A 22,254-nucleotide genomic window follows, 5' to 3' on the forward strand; every position below is an offset into this window, starting at 1 on the left:
AACAATCATTACAATATTCGAAATTAAAGCTAAAAGTATGCATGCATGTTGAATCTTTAACTAAAAGGTAAAATTTACAATCAATATTTAACTGTTAAAAAAATCAATTCAACTTAAAATTAATCTGCATCTTCTCCAACTCCACCAACAATTCATTCGAAATTTTGATTTTTAATTTTCTACTGGGCATGGTTAGTTTCGTCACCACTTTTATCTCTTCGACTTCTGTAGTACTATTTATTTCAGGAACTTCAAGCATCGATGCATCAGAATCGTCGCTTTCATCAACAAAAGCTGCCTCTTCATTTTCTATTTCAACAGGAGCAACAGTAACGAGTCGTTTGGTTTTTTCCAATTCCATGATTTCAAAAGACACTGTATTATCCCCTTTATTCTCTTGAAAAAGATGACTTAATTTATGGATAAAATCAGTTTCTAAATCCTTTATATTTAATAGCACGACTAATTTTCTAGCGAAGGTTTCTAAAACATCTTGCAATTGCTTTACCTCCACAAATTGTAATCTTGGTTCGGTTTTTTTACCAGTCTCTCTATTTACCCAACCATCTTTGATGTTGACTTTAATAAAAACAAACTCATTTTGTCTAAAGAAATGGCGAAACTTTAAATACTCTTCCCCAAAAATTCGGAATTCATAACTTTCGTCATAACCCTCCAGAGTAAACATACCCCAGCCTTTTCCGTTCTTAGCTTCTCGATGCTGGATATTATTTACAATACCACCAAATGTTAGATTTTTACCTATATGTAATTCCATGTTTCTAAGCGCTTCTAATTTGGCATTACAAAAATGTTTCATTTCAAATTTGTAATCATCCAGCGGATGTCCCGAGATGTAAATCCCTACGACTTCTTTTTCTCTAGAAAGCTTTTCCATCATACTCCAATCTTCACATGGCGGTACAACAGGCTCTTCAATTTGTACTTCGCTGGTATCCCCAAACAAACTTACTTGAGAGGAATTCTCATTTTCCTGAAATTTTGACCCATATCGAATCGCTTTTTCATAAAAGGTAATTCCATCTCCATCATCATGAAAATATTGCGCTCTCGTTGTTCCTAAAAACGAATCAAACCCTCCAGCCAAAACCAAATTCTCCAATGCTTTTTTATTCGCAGCACGTAAATCGATACGTTTGGTCAAATCAAAAATCGATTTGTATCGTCCGTCTTTTCTATTCTCCACAATTGTTGCCACAGCTCCAGACCCCACACCTTTTACGGCTCCCATTCCAAAACGCACCGCATAATCATCATTTACGGTAAATTTATAAAACGACTCATTGACATCGGGTCCTAAAACTTGTAATCCCATACGCTTGCATTCTTCCATAAAGAAAGAAACCTGCTTGATATCACTCATATTATTAGACAAAACCGCAGCCATATATTCCGCTGGATAATTGGCCTTCAAAAATGCCGTTTGATAGGCAATCCAGGCATAACAAGTCGAGTGCGATTTATTAAAGGCATATTCCGCAAAAGCCTCCCAGTCTTTCCAAATTTTCTCCAACTTATCTTCGGCATGGCCTTTGGCGGCAGCCTGACTGATAAATTTAGGTTTCATTTTATCCAGAACGTCCTTTTGTTTTTTTCCCATTGCTTTACGCAAAACGTCGGCATCCCCTTTAGAGAAATCCGCCAGTTTTTGGGACAAAAGCATTACTTGTTCTTGGTAAACGGTAATTCCGTACGTATCTTTTAGTAATTCTTCACAGGCATCAAGGTCATAAATAATTTCCTCTTCGCCATTTTTTCTTTTTACAAAACTCGGAATATAAGCAATTGGTCCCGGACGATACAACGCATTCATGGCAATTAAATCCGGAAAAACCGTTGGCTTCAATTCCTTCATGTATTTCTGCATTCCCGGACTCTCATACTGGAAAATCCCTACCGTTTCTCCTCGTTGAAAAAGCTCATACGTCTTCAAATCATCAATAGGAAATTCATCCGGATTAAGATCAATTCCGCTTCTATATTTCACCAACTTAACCGTGTCTTTTATCAGAGTTAGGGTTTTCAAACCCAAGAAGTCCATCTTCAATAAACCCGCACTTTCCACCACCGAGTTGTCAAACTGGGTCACATACAAATCAGAATCTTTGGCGGTAGCCACAGGAACAAAATTGGTAATGTCGCTCGGCGTAATAATCACTCCGCAGGCGTGAATCCCAGTATTTCTTAGATTCCCTTCTAAAACTTTGGCTTGCTGAATGGTTTCTCCACCCAAATCACTTTCATTGGCAAGCCCTATTAATTCTTTTATTTTATCGTATTCTTCCGGACGAACCGCTTTCTTAATTACATCTTCTTTTTCATTTAAAAAACGCGCCAAATTCCATTTAGACGGCATCATTCCCGGAATCAATTTTGCTATTTTATCGGCTTCAAATAATGGTAAATCCAAAACACGGGCCGTATCTCGAATGGCTGATTTTGTTGCCATTTTACCATATGTGATAATCTGTGCTACTTGTTTCGAGCCGTATTTCCGGATCACATAATCCATTACACTGCTTCGTCCTTCGTCATCAAAATCGATATCAATATCGGGTAGTGACACACGATCGGGATTCAAGAAACGCTCAAAAAGCAGGTTGTACATCAATGGGTCAATATTGGTAATTTTCAAACAATACGCCACCACCGATCCCGCCGCTGAACCACGACCAGGACCTACAGACACCCCCATACTTCTGGCCTCGGCAATTAAATCCTGTACAATCAGGAAATATCCTGGATAACCGGAATTGGAGATCGTCAACAATTCAAAATCCAGTCGTTCTTGAATTTCTTCAGTTATTACAGGATATCTTCGATTGGCGCCTTCAAAAGTAAGATGTCTTAAATACGCATTTTCTCCTCGTACACCGCCATCTTTTTCATCTTCCGGATTATTAAATGCTGTTGGAATTTCAAATTTAGGAAGCAAAACTTCTCTCGCTAAATCGAAAATTTCAATTTTATCCACAATCTCCGAAATATTCGAAATCGCTTCGGGCAAATTTGCAAAAAGCTGTTTCATTTCGTCTCCCGACTTAAAATAATACTCCTGATTGGGCAATCCGTACCGATAGCCGCGACCGCGACCAATAGGCGTAGTTTGTTTTTCACCGTCACGCACACAAAGTAAAATATCATGTGCATTCGAATTTTCTTTGTCTATATAAAAGGTATTATTCGTTGCAACAATCTTAACATCATGTTTTCTTGCCAATGAAATCAAAGACGCATTCACCCGATTTTCATCTTCTTGATTGTGACGCATCACTTCAATATAAAAATCTTCTTTGAACTCGTTTTTCCACCAAAGCAAGGCTTCTTCGGCTTGGTTTTCACCAATGTTTAAAATCTTATTTGGGATTTCACCATAAAGATTTCCAGACAAAACAATAATATCTTCTTTGAATTCCTGAATGACTTTCCTGTCGATTCTTGGCACATAATAAAACCCTTGCGTATACGCTATGGAAGACATTTTGGCCAAATTGTGGTAGCCTTTTTTAGTCTTCGCTAAAAGCACTATTTGGTATCCATTGTCTTTAACCGACTTGTTTTTATGGTCTTCACAAACAAAAAATTCGCAACCTACAATCGGTTTCATCGGGACTTCAGTAGGTTCTTCCCCATTCTCAATCGCTGCTTTATTCTTGGCTTCAACCGCTTTATTATGGTATAAAATATCACGGACAAAATGGAAAGCACCCATCAAATTTGCATGATCCGTCATGGCAACCGCAGGCATTTTTTGTTGTGCCGCCGCTTTTACCAATGCCGCAATACTAATGGTAGATTGCAATACCGAAAACTGTGTATGATTATGCAAATGCACGAAAGGCGTGTCAATTAAGACTTTCTTGTTCTCCGAAAGCACTGCTCTGGAAACGGCTGGCGCTTGTTTTTCACCAAACTGCTGCCGAATTTTATCCGACGCTTCTTTGAGATTAATATGTTTTAATCCAATGAGTTTAATCTCATATGGATTCTTATTTTGGAAATCTTTAAAATAGCCAATTTCTACATCGAGTTCCTCTTTTGTGAAAACGTCACGACGAATTAACTCCAAGAAACAACGCGTAGTTGCCTCGACATCGGCAGTGGCATTGTGCGCTTCGCCAAAAGGCTTGTTAAAAAGATAAGAATGTAATTCCGTTAAAGTAGGCAATTTGAATTTTCCTCCTCGACCACCCGGTAACCGCAATAAGGAAGCGGTTACTTCGGTACAGGTATCCAGAATTGGCATCGAACTCATTTGGCTTTCAACACCCATTCTATAAAACTCACAACCCATGATATTGATGTCAAAACCTAAATTCTGACCTACAATAAATTTGGCTTTGCCTAAAGCTATATTGAATTTTTCTAAAACTTCTGCCAACGAAATCCCATCGGCTTCCGCCAATTCCGTAGAAATACCGTGAATTCGTTCCGCGTCATACGGAATATTAAAACCTTCGGGCTTCACTAAATAATCCTGATGCTCGAGAAGTTTTCCCATATCGTCGTGCAACTGCCAAGCAATCTGAATACAACGCGGCCAGTTATCCGTATCTGAAATGGGAGCGCCCCAACGCTTTGGTAATCCTGTAGTTTCGGTATCGAATATTAAGTACATAAATCCCTCCCCAGCCCTCCCCGAAGGGAAGGGTGCCTAAATCGATAGATTTAAACTGTGTATTTAACTGGTTTTAAACACTTTAAAATTAGTAAAAAATGCAAAAAATGAATTTCAAATTTAGTCTTTTTTTGGAGAAAGAATGCAGTATTTTATCAACACCTATCAATAATTTTTATTCTTTACTTTTTGCATAAACCATTAAAGAAATTGCCAAATACGGAATGTCTTTTAGCATAAAAAAATCAGTTACAGGAAAACCTTCTACCATTTTAAAAACACCCGGAGTGGTTGCCAAAAAACTTAAAGTTGTAACAAATATAATAGCCGAAGCCAGACCAGCATACATTCCGATTTTTTTATTAAAAAAAGAAAGTATTAATCCAATTCCAGTTACAACCTCAAAAATCCCAATTACATTAGAAACTGTTTGTACAGACATTAGTTTATACATCCAACCCATGGCAAAATGGTTTTGGACCAAACCTTTTATGGCTTCCGCTTCGACAGCCGTAAACTTAAAAAGTCCCACCCAAATTAAAATGATTACTGTTCCCAAAACTCCAAGTCTGTAAGCGATTTGATTTAAATTCATGATATTATTTTTAATTTTTTATAATATTCAAAATTAGCGATCTTCATTTAAAGCAATTGTCAGGTACTTGTCATAAATGAACCATTTATAAAAAATGAATGCCTTTAATTCCATTTAATCCTATTCTAAAAAACAAAAAAATACATTTTTTGGATGTCGTAGTATTTCATCAAAAAAAAATACTGAAATACAGGTAAAAAATATGCCATTTACAAAGAAAATCACAAAGAAAAACAACTTCGACAAAAGTCAAATAGTGAGTTTGAAATTAAAAAAAAGTCGTTTTTAATTCCATTTTATTAAATATCCATAAATATAACAGCTTTTTAGGAGCGTATTTTAACTATTCGATAAATAACAAAAACTTCAACAAATAGATTTTTTATTTTATCTAAATAAAAAACTGCACGAATAAAAAAGAAGCCTAAAAGATAAAAATCAGCAAAGAAATACCCTAATACGATTTTGGGTATCGTATATAATGAAATATTAAAAAATAAAGACTTGATTCTTTTTTTAGTTTTGTTTTCATTGTTATCATCTTAGCCAACTTGGCTATAAAAAAATACATTAAAAACATATTAAAATGAGTACTACATTATTTGACAAGGTATGGGATTCGCACGTGGTGCGTAAAATTGAAGATGGACCAGACGTGTTTTTTATTGACCGCCATTTCATCCATGAAGTTACTAGTCCTGTAGCTTTTTTAGGTTTAAAAGAAAGAGGTATTTCTGTTTTATATCCAGAGCGCACTTTTGCTACTGCGGATCACAACACGCCAACTATAAATCAACATTTACCGGTTCAAGATGTCTTGTCTGCCAATCAACTTAAGGCATTAGAAGACAATGCAGCAGAATATGGAATTTCACACTGGGGATTAGGTCATCAAAAAAACGGAATCGTACACGTAGTAGGTCCTGAAAACGGAATTACTTTGCCAGGCGCCACTATTGTTTGTGGAGATTCTCACACTTCTACGCATGGTGCTTTTGGCGCTATTGCTTTTGGAATTGGAACTTCTGAGGTTGAAATGGTGATGGCTACACAATGTATCATGCAACCGAAACCAAAGAAAATGCGTATCAACGTAAATGGTGAATTGAGTAAAGGTGTTGGTCCAAAAGACGTTGCACTTTATATTATTGCACAATTAACTACTTCTGGAGGTACAGGATATTTCGCCGAATATGCTGGAGATGTTTTTGAAAACATGTCTATGGAAGGCCGTATGACTGTTTGTAACTTGAGTATCGAAATGGGTGCCCGTGGTGGTATGATTGCTCCGGACCAAAAAACATTTGATTTCTTAGAAGGAAGGTTATACGCTCCAAAAGGCGAAGCTTGGACAAAAGCCGTTGAATATTGGAAAACGTTGAAAACGGATGCCTATGCTATTTTTGATGCAGAATTAAACATCAATGCTGCAGATATTGAACCAATGATTACATATGGTACAAATCCTGGAATGGGAATTGGTATCTCAAAAAATATTCCAAGCGCTAACCAAGTAGAAGGTGGCGAAGAAACGTATAAAAAATCTTTAGCTTACATGGGCTTTGAAGAAAATGACGTAATGATTGGCAAACCAATTGATTTTGTTTTCTTAGGAAGTTGTACCAATGGTAGAATTGAAGATTTTAGAGCTTTTACAGAAATTGTAAAAGGGCGACAAAAAGCAGCTAATGTTACGGCTTGGTTAGTTCCGGGTTCTCACGTAGTAGAAGCTCAAATTAAAGAGGAAGGACTGTTGGACATTCTTACTGAAGCTGGTTTTGTATTGCGTCAACCAGGTTGCTCGGCTTGTTTGGCGATGAATGATGATAAAGTACCTGCAGGAAAATATGCAGTAAGCACTTCAAACAGAAACTTCGAAGGTCGTCAAGGTCCCGGTTCAAGAACATTATTGGCAAGTCCAATCATGGCCGCTGCTGCTGCAGTAACTGGAAAACTAACAGATCCTAGAGATTTGTTTTAAAAGATTTCAGAATGTAGAGTAACGATTTTTGATTTCAGATTTCGTTAAAATCGACACAGCATTCAGTTTAAATTATAGAATATAAAATAATATTAGTTAGCGTTTACGATTCCATTTTCCTTAAGGTAAATCTAAAATCAGAAATCGTTAATCAAAAATCAAAAATCACAATGGCATACGATAAATTTAATATCCTTACGAGTAGTGCAGTACCACTACCAATAGAAAATGTGGACACCGATCAAATCATCCCAGCACGTTTCTTGAAAGCTACTAAACGTGAAGCTTTTGGAGACAACCTTTTCAGAGACTGGAGATACAACGGAGATGATACACCAAAAGCTGATTTCGTTTTGAATGACGCAACTTACAGTGGAAAAATACTAGTAGGCGGGAAAAACTTTGGTTCGGGTTCTTCAAGAGAGCACGCGGCTTGGGCCGTTTACGATTACGGATTTCGTGCAGTTGTGTCTAGTTTTTTTGCAGATATTTTTAAAGGGAATTGCTTAAACATTGGTGTTTTGCCGGTACAAGTAAGTCCAGAATTTGCTGAAACTATTTTCAAGGCTATTGAAGCTGATCCAAAAACAGAATTAGAAATAAATCTTCCGGAACAAACCATTACATTAAAAGCAACCGGTCAAAAAGAATCTTTTGATATTTCCGGATACAAAAAAGATAATATGGTTAACGGTTTTGATGATATTGATTATTTGCAAAACATCAAAGAAGAAATTGTTGGTTTTGCCAATCAACTTCCTTACTAGAAACAAACAATAAAAATGCAGTTATCGTATGCTCAATAGTATCGTCAAGCCAGATAACTGGTTTTACCATTTTATAAAATACAACAACAAGATTTCAAATCACTGAAGTCGAAACCACTTTTAGCATCAAATTTATAATGAAAAAAAGAAAAATTGAAATAATGGATACGACGCTCCGTGATGGTGAACAAACATCGGGAGTATCATTTTCTGCTGCAGAAAAACTAACCATTGCGCAATTATTGCTGGAAGAATTAAATATTGATAGAATCGAAATTGCTTCGGCACGGGTAAGCGAAGGAGAATTTCAAGGTGTAAAAGGGATAATGAGTTGGGCTAATGAGAAAGGTTATTCCAACCGAATCGAAGTTTTAACTTTTGTTGACGGCGGGCTTTCGATAGACTGGATGAAAAAGACTGGAGCCAAAGTCCAAAATTTACTGACCAAAGGATCTCTCAACCATTTAACGCATCAACTAAAGAAAACGCCTGAACAACATTTTACCGAGATTGCTCAAACCATTGCATTGGCTCAAGAAAATAATATTGAAACCAATGTATATTTGGAAGATTGGAGTAACGGAATGCGCAATTCCCCTGAATATGTGTTTCAATATTTAGATTTTTTGACAAAACAACCAATAAAAAGAGTGTTATTGCCGGACACTTTAGGTGTTTTAATTCCTTCAGAAACTTTTGAATTCATTTCGAAAATTATAGCAAGATATCCAAATACTCATTTTGATTTTCACGCCCATAACGACTACGATTTAAGCATCGCAAATGTAATGGAAGCTGTAAAAGCTGGTATTCAAGGGCTTCACGTCACGGTAAACGGAATGGGAGAACGTGCTGGAAATGCACCACTTGAAAGCACCGTTGCCGTAATCAATGACTTTTTACCACAAATAGAAATCGGTGTAAAAGAATCATCATTGTATTCTGTGAGTAAATTGGTAGAAACTTTTACCGGCTATAGAATTCCTGCTAACAAACCTATTGTTGGCGACAATGTATTTACGCAGACTGCAGGTATCCATGCCGATGGCGACAATAAAAATAATTTATATTTTAATGATTTGCTTCCGGAACGTTTTGGAAGAAAACGAAAATATGCCTTAGGAAAAACATCTGGCAAGGCCAATATTGAAAAAAACCTTCAGGAATTAGGGTTGAAATTAAATCCTGAAGACTTAAAATTAGTTACACAACGTATCATTGAACTAGGCGACAAAAAAGAGACTGTTACTAAAGAAGACTTACCCTATATTATTTCTGATGTTTTGGATAGCCAAACCTATCAAGAAAAAGTTGTTGTTGAGTCCTATATATTATCTCATGCAAAAGGCATGCGCCCATCGACCACTTTATCTTTAAAAATAGACGGGGAAGTGATTGAAGAGCATGCACAAGGTGACGGGCAATTTGATGCTTTTATGAATGCATTGGCAAAAATATATAAAAGCAAAAACTTAGAATTACCAAAATTGATTGATTATGCTGTACGAATTCCTCCTGGAAGCAGTTCTGATGCATTGTGCGAAACCATAATTACCTGGACGAATAATGAAAAAGAATTTAAAACCAGGGGACTGGATTCAGACCAAACAGTTGCCGCAATCATAGCGACCCAAAAAATGTTGAATGTAATCCCCTCCCCAGCCCTCCCCGAAGGGGAGGGAGCCACGACGAAATTGGACCGTCAAATTTTAAATAAAATTTAAGAGATTTAACACAAACAATAAACCCAATCCTATTCCACCCAGTCTCCCCTTCCTTCGGAGGGGGGGCTTGGGGGAAGGAAAACACAATTAATATGAAATTTAACATAGCCCTTTTAGCCGGAGACGGAATTGGACCTGAAGTAATCAATGAAGCTGTAAAAGTTTCGGATGCTATTGCAAAAAAATTCAACCATGAAATCACTTGGACGCCTGCTCTTACAGGAGCTTGTGCCATTGACGCCGTTGGAGTTCCTTATCCTGATGAAACACATGAAATTTGCATGAAAGCAGATGCCGTTTTGTTTGGAGCCATTGGACATCCAAAATACGATAATGACCCAAGTGCCCCCATTCGTCCAGAACAAGGTTTATTACTGATGAGAAAAAAATTAGGCTTGTTCGCCAATGTGCGTCCAACCTTCACATTTCCATCTTTGATTGACAATTCTCCTTTAAAAAGAGAACGCATCGAAGGAACTGATTTGGTTTTTTTGAGAGAACTTACCGGAGGGATCTATTTTGGAGAAAAAGGAAGAAAAGACGATGGCGAGACTGCATTTGACACATGTACTTACACTAGAGCAGAAGTACAACGTTTAGCAAAAAAAGGTTTTGAGTTGGCAATGACCCGTACTAAAAAACTATGTTGTGTTGATAAAGCCAATGTAATGGAGACTTCCCGCTTGTGGAGAGAAACTGTACAAGCTATGGAAAAAGACTATCCTGAAGTAACGGTAAGTTATGAATTTGTTGATGCTGTAGCGATGCGTTTAGTGCAATGGCCTAATTCGTATGATGTATTGATTACAGAAAACTTATTTGGAGATATTTTGACCGATGAGGCTTCAGTAATATCAGGCTCAATGGGATTAATGCCATCAGCATCTGTAGGAGAGCATACTTCATTGTACGAACCTATTCACGGATCGTATCCACAAGCCACAGGCTTAAACATTGCCAATCCATTAGCAACAGTACTATCCGCTGCAATGATGTTTGAAGATGCTTTTGGACTAAAAGAAGAAGCAGAAGCTATTAGAGCAGTAGTTAACAAATCATTGGAGCAAGGAATTGTAACTGAAGATTTAGCTTCTAAAGATTCAAAAGCCTATAAAACCAGCGAAGTGGGAGATTGGTTGGTTGCTAATCTATAGTAAAGACGCACTGCGGTGCGTCTCAACAATATCCAAACAAAAAAGGTGTCAATAAATTGACACCTTTTTTTATATTGTAGAAAAAAATATTAATATCCTCCTCTGTTTCCACCACCACGGTTATCTCCACCACGGCTGTTTCCACCACCATAACCACCGCGTGAATCTCCACCACGACTGTTATTGTTAAAACTTCTTCTTTCACCTTCTGGTTTAGGCTCAGATTTGTTTACTACGATTGCACGTCCTTGAACAGTAGCACCGTTCAATTCGTCAATTGCTTTTTGAGCTTCGTCATCATTTGGCATCTCAACAAAACCAAATCCTTTACTTCTTCCAGTAAATTTATCAGTAATAATTTTAACTGAATCAACTGCTCCGTAAGCCTCGAAAGACTCTCTTAAATCTGCTTCCTCAATACTGAATGGAAGGCTTCCAACAAAAATATTCATATGTACTTATTTAAATAATAGAACAAATGTACTGTTATTTTTTTCTAATCTACTATATATTAGCTTATTTATGTTTTTATTTTAATTTAAAAAAAAGAAAACGAGCATCCTAAAGCTAATACTCGAAGTGTTTTAAGAAACCAACTCCTCATAGATTACTGAACAAGAGAACTAACTACAGGAACCTTATAAAAAACTCCGTGTTGAAAATTCACAACAGGACTGGCTAACGAGTTTGTATTTGTATTTTTTGCATTAAATTTAAACGTGCCTGTGACGGTATTATTAACAGCATCATAATCCGTTATCTCAATTTGCCCCTCTCCTATCCCAAAACCTGTAGAAAAAGTAACCAAACCATTCGTAACATCAGTAATCGTATAAGTCGCTTTTTTGGTCTCGCTGGTTCCTAAAAAATAAGTTTGAGCCGTAGTAGAAGTGGTTTTTAAGGATAAAGTTTCATTTGCTGTAAAGGATTCTATAAGCAAAGATCCATCACCAGCTAATGTTGCTTTAGATTGCACCCCTCTCCAAAACACGTTATCCTTCATCCCTTGCAGCGAAGGATTATTAAAACTAATATCTTCTTCACAAGACATTAAAGAGAAAAGCACGACAATAAACAAAAAATATGTTTTCATAAAATGCAACTTTTGAACAAACAAAAATAAGTTATTAAAGCTTAAAAACAGAACTTCCCTCAAAAAATATGCGCCAAAATCATTCCTAACACATTACCAATCATTAAAATACTATTCGAATTAGTATTTATCGAGAAAAAATGTATCTTTGCACCCTTAATTAATCGAGGTCGAGTACCTCAAAATTTAATCATAAGATTATGTCAGTAAAAATTAGATTACAAAGACACGGTAAAAAACAAAAACCTTTTTACTGGGTTGTAGCTGCAGATGCACGCTCAAAAAGAGATGGTAAATACCTAGAAAAAATTGGTACTTACAATCCAAACACTAACCCAGCAACTATCGAATTAAACCTTGATAGCGCAGTAAAATGGTTACACAATGGTGCTCAACCAACTGATACTGCAAAAGCAATTCTTTCTTACAAAGGTGCTTTATTGAAACATCACCTTGATGGTGGTATTCGTAAAGGAGCTTTAACTCAAGAACAAGCTGATGCAAAATTAGCTGCTTGGTTAGAAGCAAAATCTGGAAAAGTTGATGCTAAAAAAGAAGGTTTAACAAAAGCACAAGCTGATGTTAAAGCTAAAGCTTTCAAAGCAGAACAAGATGTTAATGCTAAACGTTTAGCTGCAGCTGCTCAAGCAGAAGCTGACGCTATCGCTGCTGCAACTCCAGCTGTTGAAGAAGAAGTTGCTGAAGTTGAAGCTGAAGAAGCTCCTGCTGCAGAAGAAAATAACGAAACAACTGAAGCATAATTTTAGAAGGCGAAGATGCGTAAAGAAGATTGTTTCTACTTAGGTAAAATCGCTAAAAAATTTAGTTTCAAAGGGGAAGTTCTTGCCTATTTAGACACGGACGAACCTGAGTTATACGAAAACTTGGAATCAGTGTTTGTTGAATGCAACAAACACTTGGTTCCTTTTTTTATTGAAAATAGTTCGTTACACAAAAACGACTTTCTTAGAATTCGTTTTGAAGATATGAATACCGAAGAAGATGCCGATGCTGTTATTGGCAACGATCTATATCTTCCTTTAAATATGTTGCCAAAACTTACCGGCAACAAATTCTACTTCCATGAAGTAATTGGTTTTGAAGTTGAAGACAAACGCCTTGGTGTTGTTGGAAAAATCCAATCCATAAATGACACTACTGCCCAACCTCTTTTTGAAGTTCTAAACGGCGATGTAGAAATTCTCATTCCCATGATTGACCATTTCCTTGTAAAAATTGACAGGGAAAACAAAAAAGTTATCATGGATTTACCAGAAGGACTTATTGAAATGTACCTTTAGAAAAGTTTAATCGGTTATTTGCTTATTCGGTTAATCGATAAAATCAAAGACTTCATTAGACTTTACTATTTATTGAAATCCAATAAATCCGCATTTACAAAAAAGCCTAAATCAAAAATCGTTAATCTACAATCTGAAATCAAATTTCTCCATGTTTAGTTTCAAACAATTTTCAATAGAACAAGATCGTTGTGCCATGAAAATTGGAACCGACGGTGTTTTACTTGGCGCTTGGGCACCAATTGAAAACAATCCCTTTAGCATTTTAGATATTGGCACCGGAACAGGTGTAATCGCTTTAATGCTTGCGCAAAGAAGCAACGCGGAACAAATTGACGCTTTGGAAATCGACGAAGAAGCGTACGAACAATCCGTAGATAATTTTGAGAACTCCCCTTGGAGTGATCGCCTATTCTGTTTTCATGCTGGTTTGGATGAATTTGTAGAAGAACCAGAAGACGAATACGATTTAATTGTTTCCAATCCTCCATTCTATACTGACGATTATAAATCTGAAAACGAACAACGGGATTTGGCGCGTTTTGCCGATGCGATGCCTTTTGAAGATTTGATCGAAGCCGCTGCTTTGTTACTTTCTGAAAACGGGATTTTATCTGTTATAATTCCTTTTAAAGAAGAAGAAATCTTTTTGGCTCTAGCCAAGGAATACGAATTACATCCTTTAAAAATTACTCGCGTAAAAGGGACTCCAACTACCGAGATCAAACGCAGTTTATTAGCTTTTACCCGAAATGAAAACGCTATCATTACTCTTGATGAATTAATTATCGAAACTTCGAGACATCAATATACACCCGAATATATCGAATTGACAAAAGATTTTTATTTGAAGATGTAATTCAGTACTTTATCCACATCCATCGACTTCTTCTTTTAAAATAAATTTCAAACGGCAATTAGCGATTTTATTGTAAATTAGTAGGCAATGTTTTTTTCATTAAAATCATACTTTGAAAAATACCATATTTGATTACAAAATTCGTTATTTTCAATGAAAATAAAAAAATATAACATTTGTTAGTGCTTTTGTTATATTTCTTTATGTAAATTTGTCACATATAAAAATTACCAAACCATGAAACCAGACTTATTTCAAGCTCCAGATTACTATAACTTAGACGATTTACTAACCGATGAACACAAATTAGTGCGTGATTCTGCTCGTGCATGGGTAAAACGCGAAGTATCTCCTATCATAGAAGAATATGCTCAAAAAGCGGAATTTCCAAAACAAATCATAAAAGGTTTAGGTGAAATTGGTGGTTTTGGTCCTTATATTCCCGAAGAATATGGCGGTGCAGGTTTAGATCAGATATCCTATGGATTAATCATGCAAGAAATTGAGCGTGGAGATTCTGGCGTTCGTTCTACCTCATCTGTACAATCTTCTTTGGTAATGTATCCAATTTGGAAATATGGAAATGAAGAGCAACGCGTAAAATACTTACCAAAGTTAGCAACAGGCGAATTTATGGGATGCTTTGGATTGACGGAACCAAACTATGGTTCAGATCCAGGAAGCATGATTACCAACTTTAAAGATATGGGAGACCATTATTTATTGAATGGTGCCAAAATGTGGATTTCGAATGCACCGTTTGCAGATATTGCTATTGTTTGGGCAAAAAATGAAGAAGGAAGAATTCACGGTTTAATCGTAGAGCGCGGAATGGAAGGTTTTTCTACTCCGGAAACGCACAACAAATGGTCGCTTCGTGCATCATCAACTGGCGAATTAATTTTTGACAATGTAAAAGTACCAAAAGAAAACTTATTGCCAAATAAATCTGGACTAGGAGCGCCTCTTGGTTGTCTTGATTCAGCACGTTACGGAATTGCCTGGGGTGCTATTGGCGCTGCCATGGACTGTTATGATACTGCTTTACGTTACGCCAAAGAAAGAATCCAGTTTGACAAACCTATTGCAGGAACTCAATTGCAACAAAAGAAATTGGCCGAAATGATTACTGAAATCACCAAAGCACAATTATTGACTTGGAGATTAGGCGTTTTGCGAAATGAAGGTAAAGCAACAACTGCTCAAATCTCAATGGCTAAAAGAAACAATGTAGATATGGCAATCCATATTGCTCGTGAAGCCAGACAAATGCTAGGCGGAATGGGAATTACCGGAGAATATTCTATCATGCGCCACATGATGAATCTTGAATCTGTAATTACTTATGAAGGAACTCACGACATTCACTTATTGATTACCGGAATGGATATTACTGGAATTCCAGCTTTTAAATAACCATCAACGACTATTAAAGTATTTATAAAATTGATTGAAAAAGCTTCTTGGAAACGAGAAGCTTTTTTATATTTACATAAAAATACCACTTATGAATATTGAAACAATCAACAATAGCATTCAACCCCAAAAAGAGCTATTGTTACAACATTCTTTATATAAAAAAGTAAAAACCATTGAGGATTTACAGTGCTTTCTTGAAAATCACGTGTATGCAGTTTGGGATTTTATGTCTTTATTAAAAGCATTACAATCTAAATTAACCTGCACAACAACTCCTTGGTTTGCAACAGAAAATCCTGAAACCAGGTATTTGATAAACGAAATAGTCCTTGCAGAAGAATCCGATTTGACTATTGATGGCCGTCGCCAAAGTCATTATGAAATGTATATTGAAGCGATGGAGGCTTGCAGCGCAAATACTGCTGGTATAAAACAATTTCTAGCAGAAGTAGATTCACTTAAAAACATATTTGTTGCTATAAAAAAAAGCAATTTACACCCAAATATCAAAGCTTTCTTAGACTTTACTTTCAGAGTTATTGACGAAGGAAAATCGCATGAAATTGCAGCTGCATTCACTTTTGGAAGAGAAGATCTGATTCCAGGCATGTTTACCGCTATTTTGAAAAATTTTCAAGAAAACTTCCCCAAAACTGATTTGAGTAAACTCATTTATTATTTCGAAAGACATATCGAATTGGATGCTGATGACCATGGCCCAATGGCAATGAAAATGATAACGGAACTTTGTGGGACTGATGCTCAAAAATGGTCTGATGTCGAAGAAATTTCGAAGTTGGCTTTAGAAAAACGTATCGGGCTTTGGGATGCCATCGAAGAAACGCTTATGATGAATGTGGAATTAGCCTAAAACCAATTCACCCAAAAAAACGTAACTGTTATTTAGAAATGAGTTTTATCTAATTTCAAAAATAATGAAAAAACAATTCCAAATAACAGTTGCGTTTTTCTTATTCCTTTTTAGTTCAAGTTGCAGTACTGATAATCCAGCAACTAAAACTACTCCTATACCAGTAATTACAAAACCTATTCCGCAAACACAAAACCAATCCTACAGCTATTTGGCAATTGGAGACAGTTACACAATCGGTCAGAGCGTTTGTGAAACCTGTAGATTTCCTGAACAATTAAAAAAAATCCTAGGAAATTTAAATCCAACCAACACCTATTCTTTGAAAATTATTGCACAGACGGGCTGGACCACCACCAACTTAATATCGGCAATAAACACCCAGAATCCAACTTCAAACTATGATTTAGTTACGCTATTAATAGGGGTAAACAATCAATATCAAAACAGACCTATTTCATTATACGAAAAAGAATTTCCTGAATTAATAAATAAAGCTATTGCTCTTGCAAAGGGAGATAAGACCAATGTAATTGTGGTTTCTATTCCGGATTATGCCTATACTCCTTTTGGTCAGAGATCAGGAATCCAATCAACGATTTCAATGGAAATTGACAATTATAATGCTTTTGCAAAAAAATATTGCACAGACAACACAATTGAGTTTGTAAACATTACGGATATCACCAGACAAGGTTTGACAAATACTGATCTTGTTGCGCAAGATGGATTACATCCATCAGAATTAGCGCATTCCTTATTTGTAGAACGGATTTTGCCAAAAGCTGCAACAGCTATACAAAATTAAAAGACTCATTTGTAAAGAAGTGTCCTTATAAAACAGCTTTCGTAGCCGTTTTTATATATCTTTATTTTTTAAAATAAACAAATGTCTTCCCAAGAACGATTAACAAAGGCCTACAAAGAAGCCAAAAGAATTCCTTTTGATGACCAATCAAAATTTATTCTTTTTAGTGACTGCCACAGAAGCGACAATAGTTTTGCTGATGATTTTGCAAGCAATCGAAACGTCTACTTTCATGCAATGACCCAATATTACAACGATGGTTTTACGTATTGTGAGTTGGGTGACGGGGATGAATTATGGGAGAATATTTTCTTTAAAACTATTTTCGAAGCGCACAAAAACGTGTATCTTTTACTAAAGAAATTTCATGATTCCAATAGATACCATAAAATTTGGGGTAATCATGAAATGACTTTTCGAGATAAAGATCATGTAGAAAAAACGCTTACGGCGTATACAAACACACAAAATGACAGAATTGAACCCTTGTTTACTGGTATAAAATGTCATGAAGCCATAGTTTTGGTTCATCAGGAAACGAAACAAGAACTGTTTTTAACCCACGGTCATCAAGCTGATTTCATGAATTATGTAGGCTGGAAAATCAACAGGTTCATGGTACGTGTCTTATGGAAACCGTTACAAATTTGGGGAATATCTGATCCTACAAGTCCCGCCAAAAATTATCTGGAACGGATAAAAATAGAACTGCGCATAAAAAAATGGATTGAGAACAATAATCGCAAAATTACCATTGTGGGTCATACACATCGCCCTAGTTTTTCTTACCCAAATGAGAAATCAACACCTTATTTCAATGATGGGAGCTGTGTACATCCAAGGAGCATCACAGGAATTGAAATTGTAAACGGAACCATTACATTGATAAAATGGTTTATTGACACCAAGGAGAATGGTATTCTTCAGGTTGTGAGAGAAGTACTCGAAGGCCCGACGAATCTAAAAGATTATAAATAAAAAAAAGCGTTTGCCGAGGCAAACGCTTTTTTATTAATTTTCTGGAGCCAACTCCAGTTCTAATCCTTCGAGACTTTCAGTGATTGGGATTTGACAGCCCAAACGGCTGTTTGATTTTACGTAAAATGCTTCTGACAGCATCGCTTCTTCATCATCACCCATTTCCGGTAAAGGGACGTCATTAAGAACATAACATTGACAAGAAGCACACATGGCCATTCCGCCACAAGTTCCTTCTACAGGAAGTTCATAGGCTTTACATAATTCCATGATATTCATGGCCATATCTGTAGGAGCCTGTAATTCATGCACTACTCCTTCTCTATCTTTAATTTTTATTAATACATCCATTTTTTAAATTTGGAATTGGTTGGTTAATCAATTGTATACTTTTGGAATGCGGATTTTTTGTGCGTGAGGGAGATAGCAACCAGCTACCGAAGTAGCGCGGATAGCCCGACCATTTTGAGAAAAAAGGCAAATACTCGTTATCTAGAGTAGCCTTTTTTCTCAAAATGGGCACGCCCAAAGTATTTATAGGATATTTACAACGGTCTCTATTTGGGGAGCAAATTTTTTAATGGTAGTTTCCACACCAGCTCTTAATGTCATTTGGTTTACACTACAACTGGTACAGGCTCCTTCGAGACGCACTTTTACGTGTTTGTCATCCTCGATGGAAATAAGGGTAATATCACCGCCATCAGAGTTCAAAAAAGGTCTGATTTCTTCGAGTGCTTTTTGAACTTCTATTGTTAATTCTTCTGTTGTCATTTTCTTTATTTAAAGATTGAAAGATTAGAAAATTGAAAGATTAAAAAATCATTTTCAAAAGATTCTAATTTCTATTTTTTTACTGCTGAACAACCGGCCATAGTTGTAATTTTAACAGCCTCTGTAGCAGGTAAGCTTTCGTTTCTATTTACTACTTCCTGCACTACGTTTCTAGTGATTTCTTCGAAAACAGTTTCGATAACTGAACCGGTTTGCATTGCTGCCGGACGACCGTAATCCCCTGCTTCACGAATAGATTGTACGATTGGCACTTCGCCAAGGAATGGAACTTCTAAATCTTCAGCAAGATTTCTGGCTCCTTCTTTTCCAAAGATATAGTATTTATTTTCAGGTAATTCTTCCGGTGTAAAGTATGCCATGTTTTCAATAATTCCTAAAACAGGAACATTTATAGCTTCTGACATGAACATAGAAACTCCTTTTTTAGCATCGGCCAAAGCTACTGCTTGTGGAGTACTTACTATAACAACACCCGTAATTGGTAATGATTGTACGATAGAAAGGTGAATATCGCCTGTTCCTGGTGGCAAATCGACTAACATGAAATCCAATTCTCCCCAGTCAGCATCAAAAATCATTTGGTTCAACGCTTTAGAAGCCATTGGTCCTCTCCAGATTACCGCTTGACTTGGCGCCGTAAAAAAACCAATCGAAAGAATTTTTACTTCGTAGCTTTCAACGGGTTTCATTTTTGATTTCCCATCGACTGTTACAGAAACTGGTTTTTCATTTTCTACGTCAAACATGATGGGCATAGACGGTCCGTAGATATCGGCATCAAGAATTCCAACTGAAAAACCCATTTTAGCTAGTGATACCGCTAGATTTGCAGTCACAGTAGATTTCCCTACTCCTCCTTTTCCAGAGGCAACCCCTATAATATTTTTTATTCCCGGTATTGATTTCCCTTTGATTTCTGGTTTGTCCGGAACCTCAACTTTACTATTGATTTTGATTTTTGCATCCGGAGATACTAATTCAAGAATTGTTTTTTTGATATCATCTTCTGCACGCTTTTTAATGTGCATCGCCGGTGTGTGCAATACTAAATCTACCACAACCTCATCGCCAAAAGTAATTACGTTTGCTATTGCGCCACTTTCAACCATATTTTTTCCTTCTCCAGCTATAGTAATCGTTTCTAAAGCTTTAAGAATGTCTTTTCTATCTAATTTCATTTTTAGTTTACTGTTTTCTATTGGCATTTCAGCGCCAGAATATTATCTTTATTTAAACTGATTTCAGATTACAAAGATAGCAGATTAAGTTCTTATTATAAAGGATTTGTATTGCATTTATTGATGCAGGAATTGAGGGTGATTATTAGAGAAAATATCGCTTTTTGATGGCCAAAAACCAATGTGTTGCACTTTTATTGACTACTCAATCCTAACTTCCGGCTGCCAAAAATGTTTTTCGAAATCCACAATTTGGTTATCAATAACCGTTATGCCTTCGTTTTCCAATAATTGCTGCATCAGATTGGTTCCGTCAAAATGTAGTTTACCCGTGAGTAATCCTTTTCGATTCACCACACGATGCGCCGGAACATCTTCGAGATTATGCGAAGCATTCATTGCCCAACCCACCATTCGAGCAGAACGAGCTGTTCCCAAAGCCTTTGCGATAGCGCCATAAGACGTAACTTTCCCGTAAGGAATTTGCTTGGCAATGGCGTAAACACGTTCAAAAAAGTTGTCGTTTGACATATTTGTAAATCGGATAAAACGGTATTTTTATTTTGCTTCAAACTACCTCAAATAATATCGAATAATATTAATTAAAGTGATTAAAGCTATTAATCCTGTTATACTTCCTATGATCGTATTCATGTTTTTCATCATATAATCCGTTTTGTTTTCAATTTTCTGAAAGAAAGTGATATATAAATAAAAAACTAAAAAGGAGCCTAATGCCACACCAGTCACGAAAATAAAGATATGAGGAATATCGAAAGCAAATAATTCATAAGAAGCCAAAGTGATACTTACAAAAACATAATACGGAATGGGGAAAAAATTAAGTGCAGAAAGCAGCATCCCAAGAAAAAAACGAGTGTATGTACTCTTTTTTTTGATTTTCCCTTTCCTTGCTTTTGGCTTTTTGGCAATCAGTACGAAATAAATGGTTAATACTGAAAATATAACAAATCCCACTTCTCGCAGTAAAACGATCACATCTGGTCTGCCTTCAATGTACCTCGCAAATAATATTGCCAGTGTCGCTTGGAAAAAAATTACAATTACCGCTCCTAAAACAAACCAATAGGCACTTATCTTCCCTTCTTTCAGATTCACTTTAGCGGCTGTCATATTGATTAATCCCGGAGGCGTAATCCCTACAAAAGCAGTAATGAAACCCAAAAATAAGGAAGTAATTAAATTCATAGTAACACTAAGTATTCAGTAATCAGCACTCAGTTTACAGTTGTCCACGACTATCATTAGAAACTGAACACTACAGCCTGAACACTGATTGCTATTTTATTTTGAATCGAATATACGTAATTGCTTTGTTAATTTCCAAATATTGTTTTTCATAAAAAGTTTGAAATGCAGTCACTTCCTCCGGACTTCCCTCATTTACATACACATTATGATTTGCATATAAAACTTCATGTCCTTCACCGTGCAACAACCCAAGGGTGTACCCGTGCATGAACTCACTGTCGGTTTTTAAGTTTACAACACCGTCTTTTTTAAGGACTTTTTTATACAATTGCAAAAACTCTGAATTAGTCATTCTGTGTTTCGTGCGTTTGTATTTGATTTGTGGATCCGGAAAAGTAATCCAGATTTCGTCCACTTCATTTTCAGCAAAAATGTGGTTGATTAATTCGATTTGGGTTCTGATAAAAGCCACGTTATGCAATCCGGTTTCAACAGCCGTTTTGGCACCACGCCAGAAACGTGCTCCTTTGATATCAATTCCCACAAAATTTTTATTTGGATATCTTTCGGCAAGACCCACTGAATATTCTCCTTTTCCACAGCCTAATTCCAGCACTAATGGGTTTTCATTTTTGAAGAATTCCGAATTCCATTTGCCTTTAAGCGGAAATAAATCTCCTACTACTTCTTCTCTCGTTGGCTGAAAAACGTTATCGAATGTTTCGTTTTCCTTGAACCTTTTTAATTTATTTTTGCTTCCCACTTTTTCAGAATATTTCGGCAAAATTAAGGAAATATATAAGACTGAACGATTTGCCGGAGAAAAAATGAAGAAAATCATTTAGAAAACCTTAGCAATTACAAAATTATTTTTTTGCTT

At 36.3% G+C, this 22,254-nt stretch carries 21 protein-coding genes; 11 read left to right on the forward strand and 10 right to left on the reverse strand.

The features are described from left to right. Positions 1-103 precede the first annotated feature (103 nt). The gene (gene dnaE, locus E0I61_RS01145; protein ID WP_132068855.1) at positions 104-4,639 is read right to left on the reverse strand and encodes a DNA polymerase III subunit alpha; all 4,536 of its coding nucleotides are present in this window, start codon (positions 4,637-4,639) and stop codon (positions 104-106) included. 175 nt (positions 4,640-4,814) lie between these two features. Next, the gene (locus E0I61_RS01150) at positions 4,815-5,234 is read right to left on the reverse strand and encodes a DUF417 family protein (protein ID WP_132068857.1); all 420 of its coding nucleotides are present in this window, start codon (positions 5,232-5,234) and stop codon (positions 4,815-4,817) included. Positions 5,235-5,820: 586 nt separating this feature from the next. Here E0I61_RS01150 and leuC point away from each other — a divergent pair. The 4 genes from leuC (at position 5,821) to leuB (ending at position 10,860) form a co-directional block, all read left to right on the forward strand. Beyond that, positions 5,821-7,215, forward strand: a complete 1,395-nt coding sequence (leuC, locus tag E0I61_RS01155; RefSeq protein ID WP_132068859.1) for a 3-isopropylmalate dehydratase large subunit — start codon at positions 5,821-5,823, stop codon at positions 7,213-7,215. Positions 7,216-7,385: 170 nt separating this feature from the next. Beyond that, on the forward strand, positions 7,386-7,982 hold the full coding sequence (gene leuD / locus E0I61_RS01160; protein ID WP_131991131.1) for a 3-isopropylmalate dehydratase small subunit: 597 nt from the start codon (positions 7,386-7,388) through the stop codon (positions 7,980-7,982). Positions 7,983-8,119: 137 nt separating this feature from the next. Continuing rightward, the gene (locus E0I61_RS01165; protein ID WP_235832044.1) at positions 8,120-9,706 is read left to right on the forward strand and encodes an alpha-isopropylmalate synthase regulatory domain-containing protein; all 1,587 of its coding nucleotides are present in this window, start codon (positions 8,120-8,122) and stop codon (positions 9,704-9,706) included. A 92-nt stretch (positions 9,707-9,798) separates the two neighbouring features. Then, entirely contained in the window at positions 9,799-10,860 is a 1,062-nt protein-coding gene (gene leuB / locus E0I61_RS01170; protein WP_132068861.1) for a 3-isopropylmalate dehydrogenase, read from the forward strand. A gap of 89 nt (positions 10,861-10,949) precedes the next feature. Here leuB and E0I61_RS01175 read toward each other — a convergent pair whose 3' ends face one another. Continuing rightward, positions 10,950-11,312 carry an RNA recognition motif domain-containing protein gene (locus E0I61_RS01175; protein WP_099713722.1) on the reverse strand — a complete coding sequence of 121 codons (363 nt, stop codon included), beginning with the start codon at positions 11,310-11,312 and terminating at the stop codon, positions 10,950-10,952. 155 nt (positions 11,313-11,467) lie between these two features. Continuing rightward, complete coding sequence (locus tag E0I61_RS01180) at positions 11,468-11,953, reverse strand: DUF6252 family protein (RefSeq protein WP_132068863.1); 486 nt, start codon at positions 11,951-11,953, stop codon at positions 11,468-11,470. A 200-nt stretch (positions 11,954-12,153) separates the two neighbouring features. Here E0I61_RS01180 and E0I61_RS01185 point away from each other — a divergent pair, with 200 nt between their 5' ends. The 7 genes from E0I61_RS01185 to E0I61_RS01215 all read left to right on the forward strand — a co-directional run bounded on the left by E0I61_RS01185 (position 12,154) and on the right by E0I61_RS01215 (position 18,189). After that, positions 12,154-12,714, forward strand: coding sequence for a 30S ribosomal protein S16 (locus E0I61_RS01185; RefSeq protein ID WP_131991125.1), 561 nt, complete (start codon positions 12,154-12,156; stop codon positions 12,712-12,714). Positions 12,715-12,729: 15 nt separating this feature from the next. After that, the gene (gene rimM / locus E0I61_RS01190) at positions 12,730-13,254 is read left to right on the forward strand and encodes a ribosome maturation factor RimM (protein ID WP_132068865.1); all 525 of its coding nucleotides are present in this window, start codon (positions 12,730-12,732) and stop codon (positions 13,252-13,254) included. Between the two features lie 151 nt (positions 13,255-13,405). Then, positions 13,406-14,113: a tRNA1(Val) (adenine(37)-N6)-methyltransferase gene (locus E0I61_RS01195; RefSeq protein WP_132068867.1), complete on the forward strand. Its 708-nt coding sequence runs from the start codon at positions 13,406-13,408 to the stop codon at positions 14,111-14,113. A gap of 237 nt (positions 14,114-14,350) precedes the next feature. Next, positions 14,351-15,529 (forward strand): acyl-CoA dehydrogenase family protein, encoded by a 1,179-nt coding sequence (locus E0I61_RS01200; protein WP_132068869.1) that lies wholly within the window; start codon positions 14,351-14,353, stop codon positions 15,527-15,529. 91 nt (positions 15,530-15,620) lie between these two features. After that, positions 15,621-16,403: a DUF3050 domain-containing protein gene (locus E0I61_RS01205; RefSeq protein ID WP_131991117.1), complete on the forward strand. Its 783-nt coding sequence runs from the start codon at positions 15,621-15,623 to the stop codon at positions 16,401-16,403. Positions 16,404-16,467: 64 nt separating this feature from the next. Next, positions 16,468-17,211: an SGNH/GDSL hydrolase family protein gene (locus tag E0I61_RS01210; RefSeq protein ID WP_132068871.1), complete on the forward strand. Its 744-nt coding sequence runs from the start codon at positions 16,468-16,470 to the stop codon at positions 17,209-17,211. An 81-nt stretch (positions 17,212-17,292) separates the two neighbouring features. Further along, positions 17,293-18,189, forward strand: a complete 897-nt coding sequence (locus E0I61_RS01215) for a serine/threonine protein phosphatase (protein WP_131991113.1) — start codon at positions 17,293-17,295, stop codon at positions 18,187-18,189. Positions 18,190-18,222: 33 nt separating this feature from the next. Here the strand turns inward: E0I61_RS01215 and E0I61_RS01220 are convergent, their stop codons facing one another. The 6 genes from E0I61_RS01220 to trmB all read right to left on the reverse strand — a co-directional run bounded on the left by E0I61_RS01220 (position 18,223) and on the right by trmB (position 22,137). After that, positions 18,223-18,540: a 2Fe-2S iron-sulfur cluster-binding family protein gene (locus tag E0I61_RS01220; protein ID WP_073205174.1), complete on the reverse strand. Its 318-nt coding sequence runs from the start codon at positions 18,538-18,540 to the stop codon at positions 18,223-18,225. A 183-nt stretch (positions 18,541-18,723) separates the two neighbouring features. Next, the gene (locus E0I61_RS01225; protein ID WP_073205171.1) at positions 18,724-18,963 is read right to left on the reverse strand and encodes a NifU family protein; all 240 of its coding nucleotides are present in this window, start codon (positions 18,961-18,963) and stop codon (positions 18,724-18,726) included. Between the two features lie 71 nt (positions 18,964-19,034). Next, on the reverse strand, positions 19,035-20,162 hold the full coding sequence (locus E0I61_RS01230) for an Mrp/NBP35 family ATP-binding protein (protein WP_132068873.1): 1,128 nt from the start codon (positions 20,160-20,162) through the stop codon (positions 19,035-19,037). Positions 20,163-20,363: 201 nt separating this feature from the next. After that, positions 20,364-20,693, reverse strand: a complete 330-nt coding sequence (locus E0I61_RS01235) for an MGMT family protein (protein ID WP_131991109.1) — start codon at positions 20,691-20,693, stop codon at positions 20,364-20,366. A 42-nt stretch (positions 20,694-20,735) separates the two neighbouring features. Further along, a complete protein-coding gene (locus E0I61_RS01240; RefSeq protein WP_131991107.1) occupies positions 20,736-21,371 on the reverse strand; it encodes a LysE family transporter in 636 nt (211 codons plus the stop codon). Between the two features lie 91 nt (positions 21,372-21,462). Beyond that, a complete protein-coding gene (gene trmB, locus E0I61_RS01245) occupies positions 21,463-22,137 on the reverse strand; it encodes a tRNA (guanosine(46)-N7)-methyltransferase TrmB (protein ID WP_131991632.1) in 675 nt (224 codons plus the stop codon). Between the last annotated feature and the right edge of the window lie 117 nt (positions 22,138-22,254).

Source organism: Flavobacterium ranwuense (assembly GCF_004349315.1).
GTDB classification, from domain to species: Bacteria; Bacteroidota; Bacteroidia; order Flavobacteriales; family Flavobacteriaceae; genus Flavobacterium; species Flavobacterium ranwuense.